The following is a 24161-nucleotide window of genomic DNA, read 5'->3' as shown; positions in this document are numbered from 1 at the left end:
CTTGCGTCGAGCCGTCAGCCCGGCAGACCCGCCGCCAGCAGTTCCACGAAGCCGATGTCCTGGTTGGCCACACCGAAAACCTCGGCGCGCAGCAGGGTCCGCTCGGCCCAGGCCCGGTGCGGTTTCACCTCGTTCATCTTGTTCGTGTACGCCGATCTCAGCACACCCCCGCCACCGCGCTCGGGCCGCAGGATGTCCTGGGCGTCGGTGAACTCCTCGTGACTGACGACCGACAGGGCGTGCACCGGCAGTACGTGCGAGGGGTGGATGCAGGTCTTGCCCAGCAGGCCGTTGGCATGGTCCAGGGAGATCTCCCTCAGCAGGCCGTCCATGGCGTGCTCAATCAGCTTCTCGCGCAGTTCGGCGGCCTGCACCTCAAGGAAGGGACTCTGCCGCAGCTGGGGCTTGAACATGCGCTCCTGGACCCGGAAGTACTCCCACACGGGCCCGGTCACGGTGAAGCCGGTGCCGTCGGCGCGGCCCAGCATGTTCACCACGTCGGCGATCACGGAGGCGACGATCTGCACGTCGTAGGCCGTCATGTCGGGGCCGCGGCGCAGCCCGTAGGAGGAGCAGAAGTCCGTCACGCCGAGCCGCAGGGCGAGGACGCGGTCGCGGTACTTGTCGATCGTGCGGGAGATGCCCTCCAGGGTCTCCACGCGGGACTCGCGGTAGAGCAGCTCCGGGGACTCCAGCACGGGCATGGCGAATAGGCGGCGTCCGCTTTCGGCCTCGGCGGTGGCCATGGCTTCCAGGAAGGGGATGCCGCGTTCCTCGGTGAACTTGGGCAGTACGAATCCGGACAGCTGCCGTACGGCGGGGCCGAGGCGGCGCACCAGGTCGGGTATCTGCTCGGGGGTGCGGACCCGGATGAACAGCAGTGGCAGATCGGCGTCCGGGAGGTCGTCGAGGGCCGTGAGCTGGCGGACGAGGTTCTCCTCGCCGGGGCCGACGTCCGCGTCGTCGATCGAGTCCTCCAGGCACAGCACCATCGACACCACACCGCGTCCGGCCTGCTTGAGGACGTCGTCGGCGAGGCGCTGCCTGGTGGCCGGGCTGTACAGCGTGGCGCCCAGGGCGACCGCGAGCAGCCGGGCCGGGGAGTCCGGGGTGAACACGCCCGGCTCGCGGTGGAAGAGACGCTTCCGCACCTCAGGGGCGACGTGCCCGAAATGACGCATGGAACTCCCCCGTGGTGGTGGTGCGGCCTGCGAATCGATGAAAGCTGGCCGGTAATAGTACGTAGAAGTCCATGTCTGAGGTTCCCGTCGGGCATGAATTTCAGGTAACGCGGGCAAGCACAGCGAGGCCCGGCCATGACGACGGTAGTCCCCGACGGCCGTCGGCGCCGCTCGTGACCGTGGCCCCCCGCGTTGTCGTGAGCAGGACCGAGCAGGCAGGATGACCGCATGACGCACGCGATGCTGAAGGGGTCGAACGTCCCGCTGGAAGCCACCACGGTGCGCGCCGTGCTGCGCTGGACGCCCGGGCAGGGGGTTCCGGACGTCGACGCCTCCGCGCTGCTCCTCGGCCCCGGCGGCCGCGTGCGCTCCGACGAGGACTTCGTCTTCTACAACCAGCCCCGGCACCCGGCCGGAAAGGTGTGGCGGCTCGGCAAGAAGCGGGTCGCCGAGGGCCTGACCGACACGATCCAGACAGAGCTCACCGGTGTCGAGTCGGAGGTCGGCCGTATTCTGCTCGTCGCGTCGGCGGACGGTGTGACGTTCGACCGTGTGCAGGACCTGCGCATCCTGCTGTACGACGCCGCGGACACGGGCGCGGAGGCGCTGGCGTACTTCGACGTCAAGCCGGAGACGGGCGAGGAGACCGCGCTGATCTGCGGCGAGCTGTACCGGCGCGGGGAGGGCTGGAAGTTCCGGGCGCTCGGCGAGGGCTACTCGAACGGGCTGAAGGGGCTGGCCACGGACTTCGGCATCTCGGTCGACGAGTCGGAGACGCTGGACGAGGCGGCGACCACCACGGTCCCCGCTCCTCCCACCACGAACACGCCCGCGCAGCCGACGACCGCCGGCCCCGCGCAGCAGTCCCCCGAGGTCTCCCTGCCGCTGCCCCCGGAGCAGCCCGCCACGGCGGCCCAGGCCGGGTACGGCTACCCGCAGCAGCCGCCGACGACGCAGCCGGCCTACGGCTACCCGCAGCCCACCGGACGGCCCGCGTACGGCTACCCGCAGGCACCGGCCGCTGCGGGCGCCGCGGGCGCGCAGAGCGGCTACGGCTACCCGCCGCCCCTCACGGCAGCCCCCGACTCCGACTTCCAGCTGCCCCCGCAGGGCCCGCAGTTCATCGGACGCTAGGCGCTGACCTTCACCCAGGGCGGCGTGATCAGCGGTCGACCTTGGACTTGTAGCCGCGCCCCCACTGCAGACCCCACCCGTACAGCCGGTCGAGCTCGGCCTGGAAGCCGTAGACGAACTTCGCCTCCCGGCGGACGACGATCTCGTCCTTCACCTTCTCGATCATGACGACGGCACAGGACCGGGCCTGCGGCTGGCGTTCGTCGAGGTGGACCTCGATACGAGGGCCGCTGCTCGGGTAGAGGGTGACGCTGGCGTGCGTGCGGTCGAAGGCGGGCGTCTGGTCGTAGATGTAGACGAAGACCAGCAGCCGCTTGATGCTGTCGCGGTGGTCGAGGTTGATGTACATCGTCTCGCCGGACCCGGAGCCGAACCGGTCGTCACCGCTGAGCTTGACGTACGGCGCGGCGTTGACGTCGCCGTAGTAGCCGCCCAGGGGCTGGACGACACCCTTGCTGCCGTCCTGGAGTTCGTAGAGGCAGCCGAGGTCGAGGTCGACGTTGACCATGCTCTGGCTGTGGCCGACGACCTCGGGTGGCTTCAGCGCCCGGAAGGGATGGCGCAGCAGGCTCTCGCGCTGGGAGCCGCCGATGTCGGAGGTGCGCATCCGCCAGCTCAGGTTGACGCGCAGGTGGCCGGTGGCCGCGCCCTGCTTGGTGAGTGATATCTGCGCCCGCCGCTTGGTCAGTTCGATCGCGTTGGTCGACGCGTCGCCCGAGTCGAACTGCACATCGCCGCGCCGGAGTCCGTCGAACAGGCCCATTCCGCCCCCACGTTCACTTGGAGACCGCGGGTCATCGCCCGTACCCACGGCCCATGACGACCGAACGGGGCGGCCGCCGAGGAGTCCTCGGTAACCGCCCCGCACAGAGCGTTCCTCACTGGGAGGGGTGTCACACCCCGGACGAGACCTCAGTCTTCTCGTCCGAGCCGGTCTTGCCCTCGGCCGCCGCCAGCGCCTTGTTGCGGCGGACGGAGGACCAGAAGGAGGCGGCGATCAGAACGACGCCGATGAGGCCGGTGATGATCTCGTTGATCTGGTACTGGATGGTGACCAGCAGGATCATGGCGAGGGCGCCGATGGCGTAGTGCGCGCCGTGCTCCAGGTAGACGTAGTCGTCCAGGGTGCCCTGGCGGACCAGGTAGACCGTCAGCGAACGGACGTACATGGCGCCGATACCGAGGCCGAGGGCCATCAGGACGATGTCGTTGGTGATGGCGAAGGCACCGATCACACCGTCGAAGGAGAACGACGCGTCCAGGACCTCTAGGTAGAGGAACATGAAGAACGCGGCCTTGCCGGCCAGCGCGACGGCGGAACGGGGCTTGCCGGTGCGCTCGGCCTCTTCCTCGGCCTCGTGCTCGCGCTCCTCCTCCTCTTCGAGCTTGTCCTCGAAGTAACCGGAGAGCCCCCCGACGATCATGTAGGTGATCAGACCGGCGATGCCGGCGAGCAGAACCGTCTCCGCCTTGTCGACGTGGGTGCCGCCGTGCTGGTGGGCGTGGGTGGCGAAGGTCATCGCCGAGATCAGCAGGATGATCAGCGCGATGCAGACCGACAGCATGTCGACCTTGCCGAGCTTGGCCAGCGGGCGCTCCAGCCAGCCGAGCCACTTGATGTCCCGGTCCTCGAAGATGAAGTCCAGGAAGATCATCAGCAGGAACATGCCACCGAAGGCGGCGATCGACGGGTGAGCGTCGGTCACCAGCTGCTGGTAGCGGTCCTTGTCGTTCAGGGCGAGCTCGACGGCCTTGATCGGGCCCAGCTGGGCGCTGACCGCGACGATCACGACGGGGAAGACCAGTCGCATACCGAAGACGGCGATCAGGATGCCGATGGTGAGGAAGATCTTCTGCCAGAAGGCATTCATCTTCTTCAGGATCCCGGCGTTGACCACCGCGTTGTCGAAGGACAGCGAGATCTCGAGGACGGAGAGGATCGCGACGATGCCGAGCGCGGTCCACCCGCCGAACAGGACCGCCGCGACCAGGCCGAGCGCGGTGACCGCGAACGACCACCCGAAGGTTTTCAGAACCACTGGCTACCCAATCGTGTGTGTACGGGGCTCCCCCGCGCCGTACCCGGCTTTACGAACTTTTGAAGCCGAAGTCTAGTCGTCCCCCCTGGGCACCCCACTGGGCCCCGGATTTTGCTCATAACGCGTTATGAGACGTTGACCCCGAAGTCCAGCGCGATGCCCCGCAGCCCCGACGCGTACCCCTGTCCCACGGCCCTGAACTTCCACTCGCCCTGGTAGCGATAGAGCTCGCCGAAGATCATCGCGGTCTCCGTGGAGGCGTCCTCGCTGAGGTCGTAGCGGGCGAGCTCCTGGCCGTCGGCCTGATTGACCACGCGGATGAAGGCGTTGCTGACCTGGCCGAACGTCTGGCCGCGCTCGTCGGCCATGTGGATCGAGACGGGGAAGACGATCTTGTCGCACTGCTGCGGCACCTTGGGGAGGTCGATCAGCAGCGACTCGTCGTCGCCGTCGCCCTCGCCGGTGAGGTTGTCGCCGGTGTGCTCGACCGAGCCGTCGGGGCTCGTGAGCTGGTTGTAGAAGACGAACCACTCGTCCCCGAGCACGCGCCCGCTGCTGCACATCAGGGCGCTGGCGTCGAGGTCGAAGGGTGCTCCGGTGGTGGAGCGCGCGTCCCAGCCGAGCCCGACCATCACCTGAGTGAGGTTCGGCGCGGCCTTGGACAAGGAGACATTGCCCCCTTTGGCGAGCGTGACGCCCATGATGCTGTCCCTCCCCTTGGGGCCACAGGCCCGGTGGTGTCACTGAGGTGGTCCTGCACGTCCGGCGCCGCACGTAAACCGTGCGGCGCCGGACGAGAAGACCTTTCGGGCCCCGTCGCCGGGGCCCTTCGGGTGGTTCAGACGTTCACGCCGAAGTCCTGCGCGATGCCGCGCAGGCCCGAGGCGTAGCCCTGGCCGATGGCGCGGAACTTCCACTCCGCGCCGTGCCGGTAGAGCTCACCGAAGACCATGGCGGTCTCGGTGGAGGCGTCCTCGCTCAGGTCGTACCGGGCGATCTCGGCGCCGCCCGCCTGGTTCACGACGCGGATGAACGCGTTGCGCACCTGGCCGAAGGACTGCTGGCGGGTCTCGGCGTCGTAGATCGAGACCGGGAAGACGATCTTTTCCACGTCGGCCGGGACGGTGGCGAGGTTGACCTTGATCTGCTCGTCGTCGCCCTCGCCCTCACCGGTGAGGTTGTCACCGGTGTGCTCCACGGAGCCGTCCGGGGTCTTGAGGTTGTTGAAGAAGATGAAGTGCTGGTCGTTGCCGACCTTGCCGGAGTTGTTCAGCAGCAGCGCGCTGGCGTCCAGGTCGAAGTCCGTGCCGGTCGTGGTGCGGACGTCCCACCCCAGACCGATGATGACCGCGGTCAGGCCCGGCGCCTCCTTGCTCAGCGATACGTTGCCGCCCTTGCTGAGGCTGACTCCCACGAGTCCTCCATTGGTGTCCAGGGGCGGATGCCCCGTTGTGCTCGGATGTCGGATCAACGAGTCGATCCTAGTAACGGGTTCCCGCCCCTCGCAGGCCCTGGAGCCCAGATTTCAGCGGGTGTCGGGCGTATGCCGCCCGACCGGCGTCACAGGGAGTCGAGCGCCTTCACGTAGTCGTTCAGGTCGCGCGCGTCCGGCAGGCCGTTGACGACGGTCCACCGCACGACGCCCTCCTTGTCGATGACGAAGGTGCCGCGCACGGCGCAGCCCTTGTCCTCGTCGAAGACGCCGTAGGCGCGCGAGACGTTGCCGTGCGGCCAGAAGTCGGACAGCAGCGGGTACTCCAGGCCCTCCTGCTCGCCGAAGACGCGCAGGGTGTGGATGGAGTCGTTGGAGACGGCGAGCAGCTCGGTGTCGCGGTCGGAGAACTGCGGCAGGTTGTCGCGCAGCTCGCACAGCTCGCCGGTGCACACGCCGGTGAAGGCGAAGGGGTAGAAGAGCAGCACCACGTTCTTGTGGCCCCGGAACTCGGACAGCCGTACGGTCCGGCCGTGATTGTCCTTGAGCTCGAAGTCGGGGGCCTTCTCGCCGACCTGGATCGCCATCGCTGTGGGTGTCCCTTCGTGGGGCTTTTCGGGTGGGACCACCCTACGCAGCCACCGGGGCAGGCCGATGGGCGGGCCGACGACGCCGGCCCGCCCGCCGTACGGCCAGGGCCTGCCGTTTGGATCATGTCGGCGTCGCGGGGCGTGGCACGCACATCTGCGGCGTTGTCGTCGGTTGTCAACGCTCCGCGTTGCCGCCCTCCTCCGCCTTGCAGCTGCACGCACCACGCCCCGCTCGGGGTCGGCCGACAGGCACAGTCACTCATGGCCGATCTGATCCAAACGACAGACCCTAGCGCTTGGACTTGGCGGCCTTCGGCGTCGCCAGCCGGCTGCCGCTCCAGTCCTTGCCGACGCTGACGCTCTTGGACGCCGTGAGGCCTGCCGTGGTGGCGGCTTCCGAGATGTCACTCGGCTCCACGTACCCCGAACGGCCGGTCTTCGGCGTGAGGAGCAGGATCGCGCCGCCCTCTTCGATGTACGTGGTGGCATCGACCAGCGAGTCCGTCAGGTCGCCGTCGTCGTCACGGAACCACAGCACAACGGCATCGGCCACGTCGTCGTAGTCCTCGTCCACCAGGTCGGCCTCGATGATGCCTTCGATGGCCTTGCGGAGCTCCTGGTCCACGTCGTCGTCGTAGCCGATCTCCTGGACCACCTGCCCGGGCTGGAACCCCAGCCTGGCGGCAGGGTTCGTCCGCTCCTCCGCGTGGTCCGCGGTCGCGCTCACGGGTTGCCTCCTGATCATGTCTTGGGAATAACTCAGCCACGCGCGTGCGCGAAGCATTGGCCGTAGTCCACACGGGCGGGACGGATCGCGCAAGTACCCGGCCGTTCAGACCGCCGAAACGGTGACGATCCTGGCGGTGTCACCGCAACTTCAGGCACACCATCATGGTCCGAGGTGACGCACACCACACCTTTCTGCCCTGTTTGGGCGTTTGGGAATCGTCTGTGGGTACGAGACTCGAAGGTATTCGCCCCGTACGTCCCCCACACGTCGAGGAGTCGATCTCACGTCTGGGTTACCGCCGGGTAGAGATGACGTTTCCCGGCCCCGAGGTGGACCATGGGAGCGGCGCGCCCCCCAGCGACGACGCCCCGGCGACGACAGCGAAACAGCGGCCCTCGCAGGCCCTCTGACAGGTAAGGAACAGCGTGGCTTCCGCATCCGATCGCAACCCGATCATCATTGGCGGCCTTCCGAGTCAGGTTCCTGACTTCGATCCCGAAGAGACGCAGGAGTGGCTCGACTCCCTGGACGCCGCCGTCGACGAGCGCGGCCGGGAGCGGGCCCGCTATCTGATGCTGCGGCTGATCGAGCGGGCCCGCGAGAAGCGCGTGGCCGTGCCGGAGATGCGCAGCACGGACTACGTCAACACCATCCCCACCAAGAGCGAGCCGTTCTTTCCGGGCAACGAGGAGATCGAGCGCAAGGTCCTCAACGCCACCCGCTGGAACGCGGCGGTGATGGTCTCCCGGGCCCAGCGCCCCGGCATCGGCGTCGGCGGCCACATCGCCACGTTCGCGTCCTCCGCCTCCCTCTACGACGTCGGCTTCAACCACTTCTTCCGCGGCAAGGACGACGGCCTGGGCGGTGACCAGGTCTTCTTCCAGGGGCACGCCTCGCCGGGCATCTACGCCCGCGCCTTTCTGCTGGACCGGCTCAGCGAGCAGCACCTGGACGGCTTCCGTCAGGAGAAGTCGAAGGCCCCGCACGCGCTGTCGTCGTACCCGCACCCGCGGTCGATGCCGGACTTCTGGGAGTTCCCGACGGTGTCGATGGGGCTCGGCCCGATCGGCGCGATCTACCAGGCGCGGATGAACCGCTACATGGAAGCGCGCGGGATCGCCGACACCTCGAAGTCGCAGGTCTGGGCGTTCCTGGGCGACGGCGAGATGGACGAGCCGGAGTCGCTGGGCCAGCTGTCCATCGCCGCCCGCGAGGGCCTGGACAACCTCACCTTCGTCGTCAACTGCAACCTCCAGCGCCTCGACGGCCCGGTGCGGGGCAACGGCAAGATCATCCAGGAGCTGGAGTCGATCTTCCGCGGGGCCGGCTGGAACGTGATCAAGCTGGTCTGGGACCGCAGCTGGGACCCGCTGCTCGCCCAGGACCGCGACGGCGTGCTGGTCAACCGGATGAACACCACGCCGGACGGACAGTTCCAGACGTACGCCACGGAGACCGGCGCGTACATCCGGGACCACTTCTTCGGCGACGACCACCGGCTGCGGGCGATGGTCGAGGGCATGACCGACGACCAGATCCTGCACCTGGGGCGCGGCGGCCACGACCACCGGAAGATCTTCGCGGCGTACAAGGCGGCCGTGGAGCACAAGGGCCAGCCGACGGTGATCCTCGCCAAGACGATCAAGGGCTGGACGCTGGGCCCGAACTTCGAGGGCCGCAACGCCACGCACCAGATGAAGAAGCTGACGGTCGACGACCTCAAGCGCTTCCGCGACCGTCTGCACCTGCCGATCCCGGACAAGGAGCTGGAGTCCGGTGTGCCGCCGTACTACCACCCGGGCCGGGACTCGGAGGAGATCCAGTACATGCACGACCGCCGCAAGGGGCTAGGCGGTTACGTCCCCACGCGCGTGGTCCGCTCCAAGCCGCTGGCGCTGCCCGAGGACAAGACGTACGCGACCGTGAAGAAGGGCTCGGGCCAGCAGTCCATCGCGACGACCATGGCCTTTGTGCGGCTCCTGAAGGACCTCATGCGGGACAAGGAGATCGGCAAGCGGTTCGTGCTGATCGCGCCGGACGAGTACCGCACGTTCGGCATGGACTCGTTCTTCCCGAGCGCGAAGATCTACAACCCGCTCGGCCAGCAGTACGAGTCCGTCGACCGGGACCTGCTGCTCGCCTACAAGGAGGCGCCGAACGGCCAGATGCTGCACGACGGCATCTCGGAGGCGGGCTGCACGGCGTCGCTGATCGCGGCCGGTTCCGCCTACGCGACCCACGGCGAGCCGCTCATCCCGGTCTACGTCTTCTACTCGATGTTCGGTTTCCAGCGCACCGGCGACCAGTTCTGGCAGATGGCCGACCAGCTGGCGCGCGGTTTCGTCCTGGGCGCGACCGCGGGCCGTACGACGCTGACCGGTGAGGGCCTCCAGCACGCCGACGGCCACTCGCAGCTGCTGGCGTCCACGAACCCGGGCTGCGTCGCCTACGACCCGGCGTTCGGCTTCGAGATCGCGCACATCGTGCAGGACGGCCTGCGCCGGATGTACGGCAGCTCCGAGGAGCACCCGCACGGCGAGGACGTCTTCTACTACCTGACCGTCTACAACGAGCCCATCCAGCACCCCGCCGAGCCGGACAACGTCGACGTCGACGGCATCCTCAAGGGCCTGCACCGGTTCAGCGAGGGCACGGCCGGCTCGATCCCGGCGCAGATCCTGGCGTCCGGTGTCGCGGTCCCCTGGGCGGTCGAGGCGCAGAAGATCCTGGCCGAGGAGTGGAACGTCAAGGCCGACGTCTGGTCTGCGACCTCCTGGAACGAGCTGCGGCGCGAGGCCGTGGCGTGCGAGGAGCACAACCTGCTGCACCCGGAGGAGGAGCAGCGGGTGCCGTACGTGACGCGGAAGCTGGCGGGTGCGCAGGGGCCGGTCGTGGCCGTGTCCGACTGGATGCGGGCCGTCCCGGACCAGATCGCGCGCTGGGTGCCGCAGACGTACCAGTCGCTCGGCGCGGACGGCTTCGGCTTCGCCGACACCCGAGGTGCGGCGCGGCGCTTCTTCCACATCGACGCGCAGTCGATCGTGGTGGGGGTGCTGACCGAGCTGGCCCGTGAGGGCAAGGTCGACCGGTCGGTGCTCAAGCAGGCCATCGACCGCTACCAGTTGCTCGACGTGTCGGCCGCCGACCCGGGGGCCGCGGGCGGCGACGCGTAGCGGCCGCTGTTCAGCGCTTCGTATCTCCGTACACAAAGGCCGTACACAAAGGTGGGCCTCCGGTCGTGGCGCCGGAGGCCCTTCCCTTGTCACGCCGGGTCAGAACATGCCCACGCCCGGGGTGGCCGCTCCGGACAGCCACAGGACGGCCAGGAGCGTGTCGATGGCGCCCAGGACCAGGGCGATCACGGCCGCGGTGGGGCGGGAGCCCGACCAGGTGCGGCCCATGGCGAGCCAGCCGCAGACCATCGCCGCGGGACCGAGCACGATCCCCAGCACGAAGAAGCCCGCTACGGCGCAGATGACTCCGATGAGTCCGAGTGTCGCGCGATCCGTCCCGGCCCGTGACCACGTCCGGCCACGTGAGCGGGGGTGCCTGCGCGTACCGTGTCCGAAGCTCGCCATCATCAACTCCCGTAAACCCTCGATCGGTTGGGGTTCTTTTCGGGTACGACATGGCGAGTACCCCGTCGGTACGCGGTCATTCCGCTGCCTGCGCGCCACCCCCCTCCGGCAGCGCGCCGCAGCGTCCTTCCTCCGTGCCCTGCGGAGGACTTGACTTACTGTGACCTGCGGTGGGTGCCGAAGGGGAGGGTTCGGCGGCCGCGTTCACCCTGATGAGCGAACGGGCCGCCGGGGACCGTCAGATGTGCGCCGCGCCCGCGCCGGCCTCGGCGTTCTCACCGCGCTTGGTGAGGAAGGCGACGAAGATGGCGACGGCCGCCACGCCCGCGGCGGTCAGGGAGGCCAGGCTCATACCGTCGATGAACGTGGTGTGCGCGACCTCGGCGATCTTCGCGGCGATCTGCTCGGGCGTGCCCTCGGGCACCGGGGCGGCGCCCTGCTGAACGGCCAGCGTGGCCTGCTCCGACTGGGCCGGGGTGAGTGGCGGCAGCCCCGCTTCCGCCCAGTTGCCGGCGAACTCGCTGTCGACCTTGGAGGCCATGACCGCGCCCAGCACGGCCGTACCGAGGCTGCCGCCGATCTGCATGGCGGCCTGCTGGAGACCGCCCGCGACGCCCGACAGCTCCATCGGGGCGTTGCCGACGATGACTTCGGTCGCGCCGACCATGACCGGTGCGAGGCCGAGGCCCAGCAGGGCGAACCAGACGGACATCACGCCGCTGCCCGTGTGCGCGTCCAGCGTGGACATGCCGTACATGGCGATCGCGGTGAACGCCATGCCTCCGGCCAGCGGGATACGGGGGCCGAACTTGGTGATCATCACGCCGGCGAGCGGGGAGCCGACGATCATCATGCCGGTCAGGGGCAGCAGGTGCAGGCCGGCGTCGATCGGGCTCATGCCGTGCACGTTCTGGAGGTAGAACGTCACGAAGAACAGACCGCCCATGAAGGCGATGGCCATCAGGACCATCAGGACGACGCCCGCCGACAGCGGGACGGAGCGGAACAGCGCCAGCGGGATCAGCGGCTCCTTCACCTTCGTCTCCCAGACGGCGAAGAGCCCGAAGCCGACCAGCGAGCCGACGATGAACGCCCAGGTCTTCAGGTCGCCCCAGCCCCACTCGGGGGCCTTGATCAGAGCCCAGACGAGACAGAACATCGCGCCGGACAGCAGGAAGATGCCGAGCAGGTCGAAGGAGCGCGGGGCGTTCTCGGCGCGGTGGTCGAGCAGGATGAGCCCGCCGAGGACCAACGCGAGGACACCGACCGGCACGTTGATGAAGAACACCGACTGCCAGTTGACGTGCTCGACGAGCACACCGCCGAGGATCGGGCCGCCCGCGGTGGACGCGCCGATGACCATGCCCCAGATGCCGATGGCCATGTTCAGCTTCTCGGCCGGGAAGGTGGCCCGCAGCAGGCCGAGCGCGGCCGGCATCAGCAGCGCGCCGAACAGGCCCTGGAAGACACGGAAGACGATGACCGCCGTGATGCCCTTCGACAGCCCGATGGCGGCCGAGGACGCGGCGAAGCCCGCGACGCCGATGAGGAACGTCTGCCGGTGACCGAAGCGGTCACCGAGCTTGCCGGCGGTGATCAGGGAGACGGCGAGGGCGAGGAAGTAGGCGTTGGTGATCCACTGGAGATCCGACCAGGAGGCGCCCAGGTCCTTGCCGATCGCCGGGTTGGCGATGGCCACGATGGTGCCGTCGAGGGCCACCATCATGACCCCCACTGCGACGGTGATGAGGGTGAGCCACGGGTGCCCGCGCAGCCCCTTGCCCGGCGTGGCGTCCGACGGATCCGCCGGTGCCCCGCCCCCCGGCCCCGTCGTGTCGATGGTGGTCTGACTAGTCATACCGCGAGGCTAATGACAGCCACTGACAATTGACAAACCAATTCACTAGCCGGTAACTGACACGACATCCCCGTATAGCCTGAACTGCGAGAACACTTCGGACGAGAGGCATGTCTTGAACCTGCGCGAACGCAAGAAGCGGCGCACCCGGGACGCACTGCTGCGGGCCGCGCTGGAACTGTTCGCCACGCGCGGGTACGAGGAAACGACCGTCGACGACATCGCCGCCGCCGTGGACGTCTCGCAGCGCACCTTCTTCCGCTACTTCGCCGGCAAGGAGGAGACGGCGTTCTTCGTGCCGCGGCTGGCGGAGACGCTCGTCGTCGAGGCCCTGCGCACCCGCCCGCCGCACGAGGTGCCGCTGGAGGCGCTGCGCCGGGCCGTGCTGGAGAGCTGGGACGCGATCAACGAGGCCGTCGAGGAGCTCGTGCCGATCGACCTCCACATGCGCGTCTACCGGGTGATCGAGTCCACGCCCGCACTGCTCGCCGCCCATCTGCGGCGGTCGGCGGAGCTGGAGGAGCAGCTCGCCGCGATCATCGCCGAGCGCGAGGGGCTCGACGTGGACGCGGACCCCCGGCCGAGGATCGTCGTGGCCCTCTTCGGCGGGGTGATTCGTGTCACCGAACGGTTGTGGTCCGCGGGAGACGACGTCACCCTCGACGGAATGCGTGAACTCACCACGACATACCTGGATCAAGTGGGACCCGCACTGGCCGGGAACTGGCGTGCGGAGCAGTCCCCTTAGCCCCTCCACCGAAACGTGATCCCGGTCACTTGGTTAACGCGAGACCCTCCCGTTCTCCTAGTGTGTCCTTTCAGTGACTTCCTTCGACACCTCCCCGCAACTGAACGTCTGGCGCGCACTGCTCGCTCTGGCCGTGGTGTTCGTGATGCTGGCGACCACCGGCTGGACGGCCCTGCGCAACCAGCGGGGCGCCTCGCCGCTCCAGGCCTCGCTCTCCGCCTGGGAGCACGGCCGCATCGGCGGGCACAAGCTGCCCGACCCGCAGTCGGAGCCGACGAAGCTCGCCCGGTTCTTCTCCTCGCTCTCCGAGCGGGACCGTTCGACGCTGATCCGCAAGTATTCGCTCGCGGTGGGCAATATGAACGGCGCGCCGGTCGAGGTGCGCTACCGCGCCAACCATCTCGCGCTCGCCAAGGCGCGCAAGGTCGAGCGGGAGCGCATGCACGACGAGCGCCTCACCCCCGCCGGGCAGCACGAGGCGAGCCGCAGGATGCACCGCTACGAGGACCTCATGGAGCCGGGCCGTCACATCCTGGCGTTCGACCCGGAGGGCTCGGGCCGGGTGGCGGAGGTGTTCGGCAACCTGCGCAAGGCGAAGCGGGTCTCGGTCGTCGTCCCCGGCGTCGACACGAACCTGCTCACCTTTCAGCGCACGAACCGCAAGTACTCCGCGCCCGTCGGCATGGCCAAGTCCCTGTACGCGGCCGAGCGGCAGGTGAGCCCCTCGACCCGGACGGCCGTGATCGCCTGGGCCGACTACACGGCACCCAGCGGGCTCGGCATCGACTCGGCCACCGCGATGCGCGCCGAGGAAGGTGCCGTACGGCTGAACAAGCTCGTGCGGGCCCTGCCGGGCGACAAGCCCGTCTCGCTGTTCTGCCACAGCTACGGCTCCGTGGTGTGCGGGGTCGCCGCGCACACGCTGCCCGAGAGGGTGTCCGACATCGCGGTGGCGGGCAGCCCCGGCATGCGGGTCGAGAAGGCCGCCCAGCTGAACACCGGTGCCCGGGTGTGGGCGATGCGGGACTCCGACGACTGGATCCAGGACGTGCCCTATCTGGAGGTCGGCGGGCTCGGTCACGGCGCCGACCCGGTGTCCGCCGGGTTCGGGGCGCGGGTGCTGTCGGCGGCGGGTGCGAAGGGCCACGCGGGCTACTTCGTGCCGGGCACGGCAAGTCTGTTCAATTTCGCAGAGATTGGCGTTGGCGCATACCGCTCGGTGCACTGCGCGCACGAAGACGGCGTCTGCCGTACCGGTTTGTCCGGCACGGCAGCGGCCTGACGCGCGTAGAGGCGAAGGAATTGCGGTCTGCTCGGAAGGGGGACGGAGGAGCTCGTGCCGCATACGATGAGCCGCATGGGTGACGTACTGGCCGGATTTCATGCCGCCTGGGAGTTCGAGTCCGACTCCGTGCTCATCCGCTACGAACGGGGGATTCGAGCACCCAAGCTCTTCCAGGCCCTCGGGGAGCGCCGTGTGCCCCTGGAGGCGGTCGCCGGGGTGACGCTGTCCCGCGGGAAACGCGGCACGGTCGTCCTGCGCCTGGAGACGCGCCCCGGCGCGGACCCCTTGATGGAGGCGGCCGCCGGGCAGCTGAAGGAGAGCGGCGACCCGTATCGGCTGGTGCTGCCCGCCGACCGGGAGGTCCTCGCGGAGTACTACGCCGACGAACTGCGGTCGCTGCTGACGGAGACGGAGTCCGGGCCCACGGACCGGTTCCTCGTGAAGCCGCCTGAGGGGCCACGGTCGTTCAAGGCCTACGACGGCAAGGCGACGTTCGACGGACGCACCGTGAACTTCCGGTGGTTCTGGACGGGGGCGTCGTCGGCGAAGTGGAAGGCCGGCGACCAGAGCTTCTCCGTCGGGGAGCTGAGCGGTGTGGAGTGGCGGTCACCGGAGGTCTTCGAGGGGCATTTGCGGCTTTTGCGCCGAGATGCGGAGGCGTCGGCCGCCCAGGCCGATCAGGATCCCGCGGCGGTGGTGTTCGGGCTGGGGTACGGGCCCGTGCATGAGTCACTGCCGTTCGCCGCGGCAGTGTTGGCGGCGGTGCGGACGTCCAGCCCGGTGGCTGCGGTGCCCGCGCCTCGGCGCGATCCCGCGGACATCGCCGAGCGGATTCGGCACCTGGGTGAGCTGCATCAGGCCGGGTTGGTGACGGATGAGGAGTTTTCGGTCAAAAAGGCCGAGTTGCTCTCTGAGCTTTAGCGTCTGCCGGGATCTCACCGTGGGCGGGCGCGGGTGCGTGCGTGGTTGTTCGCGCCCACGCGGCGGAGCCGCACATCGACACAGCCCCGCGCCCCCGAGGGCGCGCCCCTAAGGGCCTTGCTACTCGCGGCCCGCTGACGTGAACCGCATGTCCGCGTACCTCGGGCCCGCCACCTGGGCCGCTATGCCGTTCAGGAGGTCCAGTTGCTCGTCGGTGAGGGTGATCCCGGTCGCTGCCGCGTTCTCCTCGACCCTGGTGGGCTTGCGGGTGCCGGGGATCGGGATGACCGGGAGGTCGTGGACCGTCGCCTGCTGCTGGGCCCAGGCCAGGGCGATCTGGCCGAGGGTCGCGTCATGGGCCTTGGCCACCGAGCGGATCAACTCCAGCAGGGTCGCGTTCGCCATGGCGTTCTCGCCGGTGAAGCGAGGCTGCTGGCGGCGGAAGTCACCGGCGCTCAGGTCCTGGTCGGCGTCGGTGAAGGAGCCGGTGAGGAAGCCGCGGCCGAGGGGTGAGTACGCGACGAGGGCCACGCCCAGCTCGCGGGCCGCGGGCACGACGTGCGTCTCGATGTCCCGGCTGAACAGCGACCACTCCGACTGCACGGCGGCGATGGGGTGGACGGCGTGGGCGGCGCGCAGTTCGCCCGCCGTGACCTCGCTCAGGCCCAGATGCTTGACCTTGCCCTCGCGGACCAGGTCGGCCATGGTGCCGACGCTCTCCTCGATCGGCACGTTCACATCGCGCCGGTGCATGTAGTAGAGGTCGATGGCCTCGACGTCCAGGCGCTTCAGGCTCGCCTCGACGGCCTGGCGGATGTAGGGCGGGTCGTTGCGGATGATCCGGCGCGTCGGGTCGTCCGGGGGTATCGACAGGGCGAACTTGGTCGCGATGACGACCTCGTCGCGGTGGGCCTTGACGAAGGGCGCAAGGAACCGTTCGTTCTCGCCGGCGCCGTACGCGTCGGCCGTGTCGTAGAGCGTGACGCCCAGTTCGAGGGCCCGCTCCAGGGTGGCGCGGGAGGCATCCGCGTCCGAGGGGCCGTAGGCGAAGCTCATGCCCATGCAGCCGAGGCCCTGGACACCCACCTCGGGGCCGTTGTCGCCGAGCCTGGCCGTCGTGATCCTGCCGTCCGTCATCGGGACCTCTCCGACGCCAGGGCACGCCCGGCGTCCGCGTAGAAACTGATCTTGCGGTCGAGCACGGCGAGGGTGCCCCGGAGTTCGTCGATCCGGGCCAGGACGTCCTCACGGGTCGTCTTGAGCAGTTCGAAGCGCTCGCCGTAGGTGTGGTCGCCCTCGCGCACCAGTTCCGCGTACCGGACCATGTCCGCGACCGGCATGCCCGTCAGGCGGAGCTTGCCGACGAGGTCGAGCCAGTCGAGGTCGCGGTTGGTGTAGCGGCGCTGGCCGGTGTGGGACCGGTCGATGTGCGGCATCAGGCCGATGCGCTCATACCAGCGCAGGGTGTGTGCCGTCAGGCCGGTGAAGGCGACGACCTCACTGATCGTGTAGTGGTCCTCGCCGTCCGGGCGCCGGTCCTGGTGCCGCGTCGGGCCGGCGCAGGTGTCGGCGGTCCTGGTCCCCGTGGTCTCCATCACCGTCATGGCCCCAACGCTAGAACCTTGGAGTGCGCTCCAAGCAAGCGCTGACGGTAAGAAATCGGCAGGACGCGTCTTGATCCGGATGGTTAGCGTACGGACTCATGAGTGTTGTACGTCGCGCCCTGCCCGAGGACGCCGAGGAAGTCCTGCGGCTGCGCCAAGTCATGATCGACTCCATGTTCGCCGCCGATCCCTCCATCGCCTGGCACGGGGAGTCGCTCCCCACCCTGAGGGCCAAACTCGGCGATCCGGAAGGGGATTTCACGGCGTTCGTCGTCGACCACCCGGAGCGGCCGGGGGCGCTGGCCTGCCTGGTGGCCGGGACGATCGACTACCGCATCGGCAAGGCGGGCGATCCGCAGGGCATGGTGGGCTTCGTGTTCAGCGTCGCCACCGACCCGGACGCTCGGCGCCGCGGATATGCGCGGGCCTGCATGAACACGCTGCTGGAGTGGTTTCGCGAGCGCGGCGCCCGGCGGGTGCAGCTGACCGCCTCCTCGGAGGCGGAGCCGCTGTACGTCTCCCTCGGTTTCCGCCCCAAGCCCGACCCTTTGCTGGAGCTCGCGCTCTGAGCGCATAGGCTCGAACGCATGTCGATGAAGAGCCTCGCCCTGATCGAGAACTGGCCGGTTCCCGCCGCTGCGGCGGGTGTCGTACGGGCGGACGGCACCGTCCTCGGAACCCATGGACCGGCCGGGCAGCGGTTTCCGCTCGCGTCGGTGACCAAGCCTCTGGCCGCCTACGCGGTGCTCGTCGCGTACGAGGAGGGGGCCATCGAGTTCGATGAACCGGCGGGGCCCTCCGGGTCGACGGTCCGGCACCTGCTCGCGCACACCTCGGGCCTCGCCTTCGACGAGCACAGGGTCACGGCCCCGCCCGGGGAGCGGCGGCTGTACTCCAACGCCGGTTTCGAGCAGTTGGGCGACCATGTGGCGAAGGCCACCGACATCCCGTTCGGGGAGTACCTGCGGCAGGCCGTGCTGGAGCCGCTGGGCATGACCTCGACGACCCTGGAGGGCTCCCCGGCCAAGGACGGGGTGTCGACGGTGGAGGACCTGCTGCGGTTCGCGGCCGAGGTGCAGGCGCCGCGGCTGCTGGATCCGCGTACGGTCGCCTCGGCGATGACCGTGCACTACCCGGGCACCAAGGGCGTCCTGCCGGGGTACGGCCACCAGAACCCCAACGACTGGGGGCTCGGCTTCGAGATCCGCGACTCCAAGTCGCCGCACTGGACGGGCTCCTCGTCCTCACCGCGCACGTTCGGGCATTTCGGGCAGTCCGGTACGTTCCTGTGGATCGACCCGGACGTGGGCGCGGCCTGCGTGGCCCTGACGGACCGGGCGTTCGGGCCGTGGGCGGTCGAGGCGTGGCCGGCGTTCACGGACGCGGTCCTCGCAGAGCTCTAGGTCATCTCCCAGATCAGCAGCTCCGCGTCGGTGACGCCCTCGGCCTCCAGGCCCTTGGCGTCCGTGATCCGGGCGGCGTCCCCGGCGCCCAGTTCCTCGCCGTCCAGGCGGACGTCCCCGCGTACGACGTGCACGTACGCGTACGGCCCGTCCGGCACCGCCGTGCGCTCCCCCGCCGCCAGGCGCCGCACGTGCAGCATCGCGCCGGACTCCGGGACCGCGTAGGGCGTGGAGTCGGCGATGCCGCGGACGACCTCGTAGAAGGGGTCGCCGCCGGGCCGCAGGGGGGCCAGCCACATCTGGACGAAGGTCAGGGGCTGCGGGCCGTCGTTGCGCTCCACGTGCCGCACCCCGCCCGCCGAGCTGAGCCGCTGCACGTCCCCGGGGCGCACCACCGACTCGTGCCCGGTGGAGTCCCGGTGGGTCAGCTCGCCCTCCACCACCCACGTCACGATCTCGGTGTGGCTGTGCGGGTGCTCGTCGAACCCGGCGCCGGGCGCCAGCCGCTCCTCGTTGCAGGCGAGCACCGCGCCGAACCGGAGGTTGTCCGGGTCGTAGTGCGCACCGAAGGAGAAGGCGTGCCACGACTCGATCCCTGCGGCGGGATCCCCTCCCGGATAGCGCCCGTCCGCGCGCCTGACGTCCATCACACGGTCCACGGTAGACCCGGCGGACCACCTTCCCGTCCGGATAAGGCAGTCTTGTCCCCGTGCCCGAACCCGAAACCAGCAAGAACGAAGCCGCAGCCCGAGACGTCCATCCCCATGCCGCGACGCTGAAGCGGCTGGAGAAGTCGTCCGGATCGCTCGCCGCGCAGGCCATCGCGCGGATGGACGAGACGCTGCCCTGGTACCGGGCCATGCCCCCGGAGAACCGTTCCTGGATCGGTCTGGTCGCGCAGGCGGGCATCGCCGCGTTCACCGAGTGGTTCCGGCGTCCGGACGCCCCGCAGGCCATCTCCACCGACGTGTTCGGCACCGCGCCGCGCGAGCTGACCCGGGCGATCACCCTGCGCCAGACCGTGGAGATGGTGCGCACCACCATCGAGGTCATGGAGAGCGCGATCGACGAGGTCGCGGCGCCGGGCGACGAGCGGGTGCTGCGCGAGGCGCTGCTCGTCTACGCCCGGGAGATCGCCTTCGCCACGGCCCAGGTCTACGCCCAGGCCGCCGAGGCCCGCGGCGCCTGGGACGCCCGGCTGGAGTCCCTGGTCGTGAACGCCGTGCTCAGCGGCGAGGCCGACGAGGGTGCCGTGTCCCGGGCCGCCGCGCTGGGCTGGAACTCCCCCGAGCATGTGTGCGTGGTGCTCGGCACGGCGCCCGACGGGGACTCCGAACTGACCGTGGAGGCGATCCGGCGGGCCGCCCGGCACGCCAAGCTCCAGGTGCTCACCGGGGTGCTCGGCGACCGGCTGGTCGTCATCGCCGGCGGCAGCGACAACCCGCTGGCCGTCGCCAAGTCGCTCATCGGCCCGTTCGCCGCCGGGCCGGTCGTGGCGGGCCCGGTGGTGCCGGACCTGCTGGCCGCGACCCGGTCCGCGCAGGCCGCCGCGGCGGGGCTGAAGGCGTGTTCCGCCTGGCAGGACGCCCCGCGCCCGGTCCTGGCCGACGATCTGCTGCCGGAGCGCGCGATGGCCGGGGACCCCTCGGCCCGTGAGCAGTTGGTGGAGGAGATCTACAGACCGCTGGAGGAGGCCGGGGCCGCGCTCCTGGAGACCCTCAGTGTCTATCTCGAACAGGCGAGCAGCCTCGAGGGCGCCGCACGGATGCTGTTCGTCCATCCCAACACCGTCCGCTACCGGCTTCGACGTGTGACTGACGTCACCGGATGGTCACCCTCCGATGTACGCTCTGCGTTCACCCTGCGGATCGCGTTGATCCTGGGGCGTCTGGTCGATGGAGATCTCCAGCCCTAAGGTTTTGTCGGGGCCCGACAAAACCCCTCCGTGTTCTTCGTCCCTGTCCCCACGGGCGGCCGTGCCCGTACCCAAGAGAGAGTGTGAGAGTGCTCGTACTCGTCGCTCCCGGCCAGGGCGCTCAGACGCCCGGCTTCCTGACCGAATGGCTCGACTTCCCCGGTGTTCGCGGTGCCCTCGAGGCCTGGTCCGACGCCGCGGGACTCGACCTGATCCGCTACGGCACCGAGGCCGACGCGGAGGAGATCCGCGACACCGCGGTGGCGCAGCCGCTGCTGGTCGCGGCCGGACTGGCGTCCGCGTACCTGCTCTTCGACGACCCGGCCGAACTCCCGCAGAAGGTCGGCGCGATCGCCGGTCACAGCGTCGGTGAGTTCACCGCCGCCTCGCTCGCCGGGGTGCTCCCCCACGAGGAGGCGCTGCGCCTGGTCCGCACCCGCGGGCTCGGCATGGCGGAGGCCGCCGCCGTCACCGAGACCGGCATGGCCGCGCTGCTGGGCGGCGACCCGGCGGTGACGGTCCCGCACCTGGAGAAGCTGGGCCTGACCCCGGCGAACATCAACGGCGCGGGCCAGATCGTCGCGGCCGGCACCAAGGAGCAGCTCGCCGCGCTGGAGGCGGACAAGCCCGAGGGCGTGCGCAAGGTCGTCGCGCTGAAGGTCGCCGGCGCGTTCCACACGCACCACATGGCGCCGGCCGTCGACACGCTGGCCAAGGCCGCCGAGGCGCTCGCGCCCGGCGACCCGAAGGTCACCTACGTCTCGAACAAGGACGGGCGGACCGTCGCCGGCGGCGGCGAGGTGCTGGAGCGTCTGGTCGGCCAGGTCGCCAACCCGGTCCGCTGGGACCTGTGCATGGAGACCTTCAAGGAGCTCGGCGTCACGGCCCTGATCGAGGTGTGCCCCGGTGGCACCCTCACCGGCCTCGCCAAGCGGGCCCTGCCCGGCGTGCAGACGCTGGCCCTGAAGTCCCCCGCCGACCTCGACGCCGCTCGCGCGCTCATCGCCGAGCACGCCTGACCGCCGCCCCAAGGAGCCGACCGCATGGCGAAGATCAAGCCCAGCAAGGGCGCCCCGTACGCGCGCATCCTCGGCGTCGGTGGCTACCGCCCGACCCGGGTCGTGCCGAACGAGGTGATCCTCGAGACGATCGACTCGTCCGACGAGTGGATCCGCTCGCGCTCCGGGATCCAGACGCGGCACTGGGCGAACGACGAGGAGACCGTCGCCGCGATGTCGATCGAGGCGTCCGGCAAGGCGATCGCCGACGCGGGGATCTCCGCCGAGCAGATCGGCGGCGTGATCGTCTCGACCGTCTCGCACTTCAAGCAGACCCCGGCCGTCGCCACCGAGATCGCCGACAAGCTCGGCACGGGCAAGGCCGCCGCGTTCGACATCTCGGCGGGCTGCGCGGGCTTCGGCTACGGCCTGACCCTCGCCAAGGGCATGATCGTCGAGGGCTCGGCCGAGTACGTCCTGGTGATCGGTGTCGAGCGGCTGAGCGACCTGACCGACCTGGAGGACCGCGCGACGGCCTTCCTGTTCGGTGACGGGGCCGGCGCGGTAGTGGTCGGTCCGGCGAAGGAGCCCGCGATCGGCCCCACCGTGTGGGGCTCCGAGGGCGACAAGTCCGAGACCATCAAGCAGACCGTGCCGTGGACGGACTACCGTTCCGGCGAGGTCGCCAAGTTCCCGGCCATCACGCAGGAGGGCCAGGCGGTGTTCCGCTGGGCCGTCTTCGAGATGGCGAAGGTCGCCAAGGAGGCGCTGGACGCCGCCGGCATCACCGCGGACGACCTGGACGTCTTCATCCCGCACCAGGCCAACGAGCGGATCATCGACTCGATGGTGAAGACACTCAAGCTGCCGGAGTCCGTCACGGTCGCCCGTGACGTACGCACCACCGGCAACACCTCGGCCGCCTCGATCCCGCTCGCGATGGAGCGGCTCCTGGCGACCGGAGAGGCGAAGAGCGGCGACACCGCGCTCGTCATCGGCTTCGGGGCGGGTCTCGTCTACGCCGCGACTGTCGTTACCCTCCCCTAGGCACTCCGTGCCGGATCATGCGATCCGGCACGGGAGGAAACACCTGCCACACCCTCTGGATATCTACGAAGGAGCGCCAACATGGCCGCCACTCAGGAAGAGATCGTCGCCGGTCTCGCCGAGATCGTGAACGAGATCGCCGGCATCCCGGTTGAGGACGTCCAGCTGGACAAGTCCTTCACCGACGACCTGGACGTCGACTCGCTGTCCATGGTCGAGGTCGTCGTCGCCGCCGAAGAGCGCTTCGACGTCAAGATCCCGGACGACGACGTCAAGAACCTCAAGACGGTCGGCGACGCGACCGACTACATCCTCAAGCACCAGGGCTGATCGACCGATCACGCCTGGGCTGACTGCCCCGCCACCCGGCGGTGGCGCCGCTTAATCCTCGTAACCGTTGGAGAAAGAATTCCCGTGAGCCCGACCAATCGCACCGTGGTCGTCACCGGTATCGGCGCAACCACACCGCTGGGTGGCGACGCAGCCTCTACCTGGGAGGGCCTGATCGCCGGCAAGTCCGGCGTCAAGCCCCTGGAGCAGGACTGGGCGGCCGACCAGGCCGTCAAGATCGCGGCCCCGGTCGCCGTGGAGCCCAGCGAGGTCATCCCGCGGCCGCAGGCCCGCCGACTGGACCGCTCGGCGCAGTTCGCGCTGGTCGCGGCCAAGGAGGCCTGGGCCGACGCCGGTTTCGAAGCGAAGGCCGGTGAGGACCCGAGCATCGACCCCGACCGGCTGGGCGCGGTCATCGCCTCCGGCATCGGCGGCGTGACGACGCTGCTCGACCAGTACGACGTGCTGAAGGAGAAGGGCGTCCGCCGCGTCTCCCCGCACACCGTGCCCATGCTGATGCCCAACAGCCCCTCGGCCAACGTGGGTCTGGCCGTGGGCGCCCGCGCGGGTGTGCACACGCCGGTCTCCGCCTGCGCCTCGGGCGCCGAGGCCATCGGCTACGCCATCGAGATGATCCGCACCGGCCGCGCCGACGTCGTCGTCGCGGGTGGCACGGAGGCGGCGATCCACCCGCTGCCCATCGCCGCGTTCGGCAACATGATGGCGATGTCCAAGAACAACGACGACCCGCAGGGCGCGTCGCGTCCCTACGACACCGCCCGCGACGGGTTCGTCCTCGGTGAGGGCGCCGGTGTCGTGGTGCTGGAGTCCGCCGAGCACGCCGCCAAGCGCGGTGCCCGGGTGTACGCGGAGGCGGTCGGGCAGGGCATCTCCGCCGACGCGCACGACATCGTGCAGCCGGAGCCGGAGGGGCGGGGCATCTCGCACGCCCTGCAGAACCTGATGGACCGCAACGACCTGGACCCGGCGGAGATCGTGCACGTCAACGCGCACGCGACGTCCACGCCGGCGGGTGACATCGCCGAGCTGAAGGCGCTGCGGAAGGTGTTCGGTGACGACGCCGACCACTTCGCGGTGTCCGCGACGAAGTCGATGACCGGACATCTGCTGGGTGGTGCGGGGGGTGTCGAGACGGTGGCGACCGTGCTCGCGCTGTACCACCGGGTGGCTCCGCCGACGATCAACGTGGAGAACCTCGACCCCGAGGCCGAGGCGAACGCGGATGTTGTCCGGGGTGAGGCTCGGAAGCTTCCGGTCGAGGGGCGGATCGCCGCGTTGAACGACTCGTTCGGGTTCGGTGGGCACAACGTGGTGCTGGCGTTCCGGACGGTTTGATCCTGAGCGTTG

The 24161-nt window shown here is 69.5% G+C and carries 24 protein-coding genes; 12 read left to right on the top strand and 12 right to left on the bottom strand.

Translation table 11 applies throughout. The features are described 5' to 3' along the window. Positions 1-14: 14 nt before the first annotated feature. A complete protein-coding gene (locus tag ACFZDE_RS08415) occupies positions 15-1181 on the bottom strand; it encodes an HpcH/HpaI aldolase/citrate lyase family protein (RefSeq protein ID WP_390997315.1) in 1167 nt (388 codons plus the stop codon). 228 nt (positions 1182-1409) lie between these two features. On the opposite strand from ACFZDE_RS08415, the gene ACFZDE_RS08410 reads away from it, so the two are divergent. Continuing rightward, positions 1410-2315: a TerD family protein gene (locus ACFZDE_RS08410; protein ID WP_390997313.1), complete on the top strand. Its 906-nt coding sequence runs from the start codon at positions 1410-1412 to the stop codon at positions 2313-2315. Between the two features lie 28 nt (positions 2316-2343). Here the strand turns inward: ACFZDE_RS08410 and ACFZDE_RS08405 are convergent, their stop codons facing one another. The 6 genes from ACFZDE_RS08405 to ACFZDE_RS08380 all read right to left on the bottom strand — a co-directional run bounded on the left by ACFZDE_RS08405 (position 2344) and on the right by ACFZDE_RS08380 (position 7103). Further along, positions 2344-3078, bottom strand: a complete 735-nt coding sequence (locus tag ACFZDE_RS08405; protein WP_031104111.1) for a Tellurium resistance — start codon at positions 3076-3078, stop codon at positions 2344-2346. Positions 3079-3208: 130 nt separating this feature from the next. Then, positions 3209-4354, bottom strand: a complete 1146-nt coding sequence (locus ACFZDE_RS08400) for a DUF475 domain-containing protein (protein WP_391198483.1) — start codon at positions 4352-4354, stop codon at positions 3209-3211. 125 nt (positions 4355-4479) lie between these two features. Next, positions 4480-5055 (bottom strand): TerD family protein, encoded by a 576-nt coding sequence (locus ACFZDE_RS08395; protein WP_390997306.1) that lies wholly within the window; start codon positions 5053-5055, stop codon positions 4480-4482. A gap of 137 nt (positions 5056-5192) precedes the next feature. Further along, the gene (locus ACFZDE_RS08390) at positions 5193-5768 is read right to left on the bottom strand and encodes a TerD family protein (RefSeq protein ID WP_248500862.1); all 576 of its coding nucleotides are present in this window, start codon (positions 5766-5768) and stop codon (positions 5193-5195) included. 146 nt (positions 5769-5914) lie between these two features. Continuing rightward, a complete protein-coding gene (locus tag ACFZDE_RS08385; RefSeq protein ID WP_390997303.1) occupies positions 5915-6373 on the bottom strand; it encodes a redoxin domain-containing protein in 459 nt (152 codons plus the stop codon). A gap of 292 nt (positions 6374-6665) precedes the next feature. After that, complete coding sequence (locus ACFZDE_RS08380) at positions 6666-7103, bottom strand: DUF3052 domain-containing protein (RefSeq protein WP_031104104.1); 438 nt, start codon at positions 7101-7103, stop codon at positions 6666-6668. Between the two features lie 428 nt (positions 7104-7531). Here ACFZDE_RS08380 and aceE point away from each other — a divergent pair, with 428 nt between their 5' ends. Then, positions 7532-10279, top strand: coding sequence for a pyruvate dehydrogenase (acetyl-transferring), homodimeric type (gene aceE / locus ACFZDE_RS08375; RefSeq protein WP_390997299.1), 2748 nt, complete (start codon positions 7532-7534; stop codon positions 10277-10279). Positions 10280-10378: 99 nt separating this feature from the next. Here the strand turns inward: aceE and ACFZDE_RS08370 are convergent, their stop codons facing one another. Further along, positions 10379-10687, bottom strand: a complete 309-nt coding sequence (locus tag ACFZDE_RS08370; protein ID WP_391198480.1) for a small hydrophobic protein — start codon at positions 10685-10687, stop codon at positions 10379-10381. Between the two features lie 235 nt (positions 10688-10922). Further along, complete coding sequence (locus ACFZDE_RS08365; protein ID WP_390997293.1) at positions 10923-12542, bottom strand: DHA2 family efflux MFS transporter permease subunit; 1620 nt, start codon at positions 12540-12542, stop codon at positions 10923-10925. Between the two features lie 115 nt (positions 12543-12657). Between ACFZDE_RS08365 and ACFZDE_RS08360 the strand changes: the two genes are divergently transcribed. The 3 genes from ACFZDE_RS08360 to ACFZDE_RS08350 all read left to right on the top strand — a co-directional run bounded on the left by ACFZDE_RS08360 (position 12658) and on the right by ACFZDE_RS08350 (position 15496). After that, a complete protein-coding gene (locus tag ACFZDE_RS08360) occupies positions 12658-13290 on the top strand; it encodes a TetR family transcriptional regulator (RefSeq protein WP_390997290.1) in 633 nt (210 codons plus the stop codon). Positions 13291-13363: 73 nt separating this feature from the next. Then, complete coding sequence (locus ACFZDE_RS08355) at positions 13364-14572, top strand: alpha/beta hydrolase (protein WP_391198478.1); 1209 nt, start codon at positions 13364-13366, stop codon at positions 14570-14572. A 66-nt stretch (positions 14573-14638) separates the two neighbouring features. After that, positions 14639-15496, top strand: coding sequence for a DUF4429 domain-containing protein (locus ACFZDE_RS08350; protein WP_390997980.1), 858 nt, complete (start codon positions 14639-14641; stop codon positions 15494-15496). Between the two features lie 120 nt (positions 15497-15616). Here the strand turns inward: ACFZDE_RS08350 and ACFZDE_RS08345 are convergent, their stop codons facing one another. Then, positions 15617-16633: an aldo/keto reductase gene (locus ACFZDE_RS08345; protein ID WP_391198475.1), complete on the bottom strand. Its 1017-nt coding sequence runs from the start codon at positions 16631-16633 to the stop codon at positions 15617-15619. Further along, a complete protein-coding gene (locus ACFZDE_RS08340; RefSeq protein ID WP_390997282.1) occupies positions 16630-17100 on the bottom strand; it encodes a MerR family transcriptional regulator in 471 nt (156 codons plus the stop codon). Before ACFZDE_RS08340 ends, ACFZDE_RS08345 begins: the two co-directional genes overlap by 4 nt. Before the next feature lie 98 nt (positions 17101-17198). On the opposite strand from ACFZDE_RS08340, the gene ACFZDE_RS08335 reads away from it, so the two are divergent. Together ACFZDE_RS08335 and ACFZDE_RS08330 are read left to right on the top strand one after the other, a co-directional pair. Then, positions 17199-17669: a GNAT family N-acetyltransferase gene (locus ACFZDE_RS08335; RefSeq protein ID WP_390997279.1), complete on the top strand. Its 471-nt coding sequence runs from the start codon at positions 17199-17201 to the stop codon at positions 17667-17669. Positions 17670-17687: 18 nt separating this feature from the next. Continuing rightward, positions 17688-18503, top strand: coding sequence for a serine hydrolase (locus tag ACFZDE_RS08330; protein WP_391198473.1), 816 nt, complete (start codon positions 17688-17690; stop codon positions 18501-18503). Here the strand turns inward: ACFZDE_RS08330 and ACFZDE_RS08325 are convergent. Beyond that, the gene (locus ACFZDE_RS08325; protein ID WP_390997273.1) at positions 18500-19153 is read right to left on the bottom strand and encodes a pirin family protein; all 654 of its coding nucleotides are present in this window, start codon (positions 19151-19153) and stop codon (positions 18500-18502) included. The genes ACFZDE_RS08330 and ACFZDE_RS08325 overlap by 4 nt on opposite strands. A gap of 59 nt (positions 19154-19212) precedes the next feature. On the opposite strand from ACFZDE_RS08325, the gene fasR reads away from it, so the two are divergent. The 5 genes from fasR to fabF all read left to right on the top strand — a co-directional run bounded on the left by fasR (position 19213) and on the right by fabF (position 24149). Further along, positions 19213-20418, top strand: a complete 1206-nt coding sequence (fasR, locus tag ACFZDE_RS08320) for a fatty acid biosynthesis transcriptional regulator FasR (protein WP_390997271.1) — start codon at positions 19213-19215, stop codon at positions 20416-20418. Positions 20419-20507: 89 nt separating this feature from the next. Further along, entirely contained in the window at positions 20508-21437 is a 930-nt protein-coding gene (locus ACFZDE_RS08315; RefSeq protein ID WP_390997269.1) for an acyltransferase domain-containing protein, read from the top strand. Positions 21438-21461: 24 nt separating this feature from the next. Continuing rightward, the gene (locus tag ACFZDE_RS08310) at positions 21462-22463 is read left to right on the top strand and encodes a beta-ketoacyl-ACP synthase 3 (protein ID WP_390997267.1); all 1002 of its coding nucleotides are present in this window, start codon (positions 21462-21464) and stop codon (positions 22461-22463) included. 81 nt (positions 22464-22544) lie between these two features. Further along, positions 22545-22793: an acyl carrier protein gene (locus ACFZDE_RS08305; protein WP_103543242.1), complete on the top strand. Its 249-nt coding sequence runs from the start codon at positions 22545-22547 to the stop codon at positions 22791-22793. Positions 22794-22877: 84 nt separating this feature from the next. Beyond that, entirely contained in the window at positions 22878-24149 is a 1272-nt protein-coding gene (fabF, locus tag ACFZDE_RS08300; protein ID WP_390997264.1) for a beta-ketoacyl-ACP synthase II, read from the top strand. The last annotated feature ends 12 nt before the right edge of the window (positions 24150-24161 follow it).

Origin of the sequence: Streptomyces sp. NPDC007929, from assembly GCF_042959065.1 — a bacterium.
Taxonomy (GTDB): Bacteria; Actinomycetota; Actinomycetes; order Streptomycetales; family Streptomycetaceae; genus Streptomyces.
Note: the sequence above shows the minus strand (reverse complement) of the source record. Positions and strands in the feature narration are given on the sequence as shown.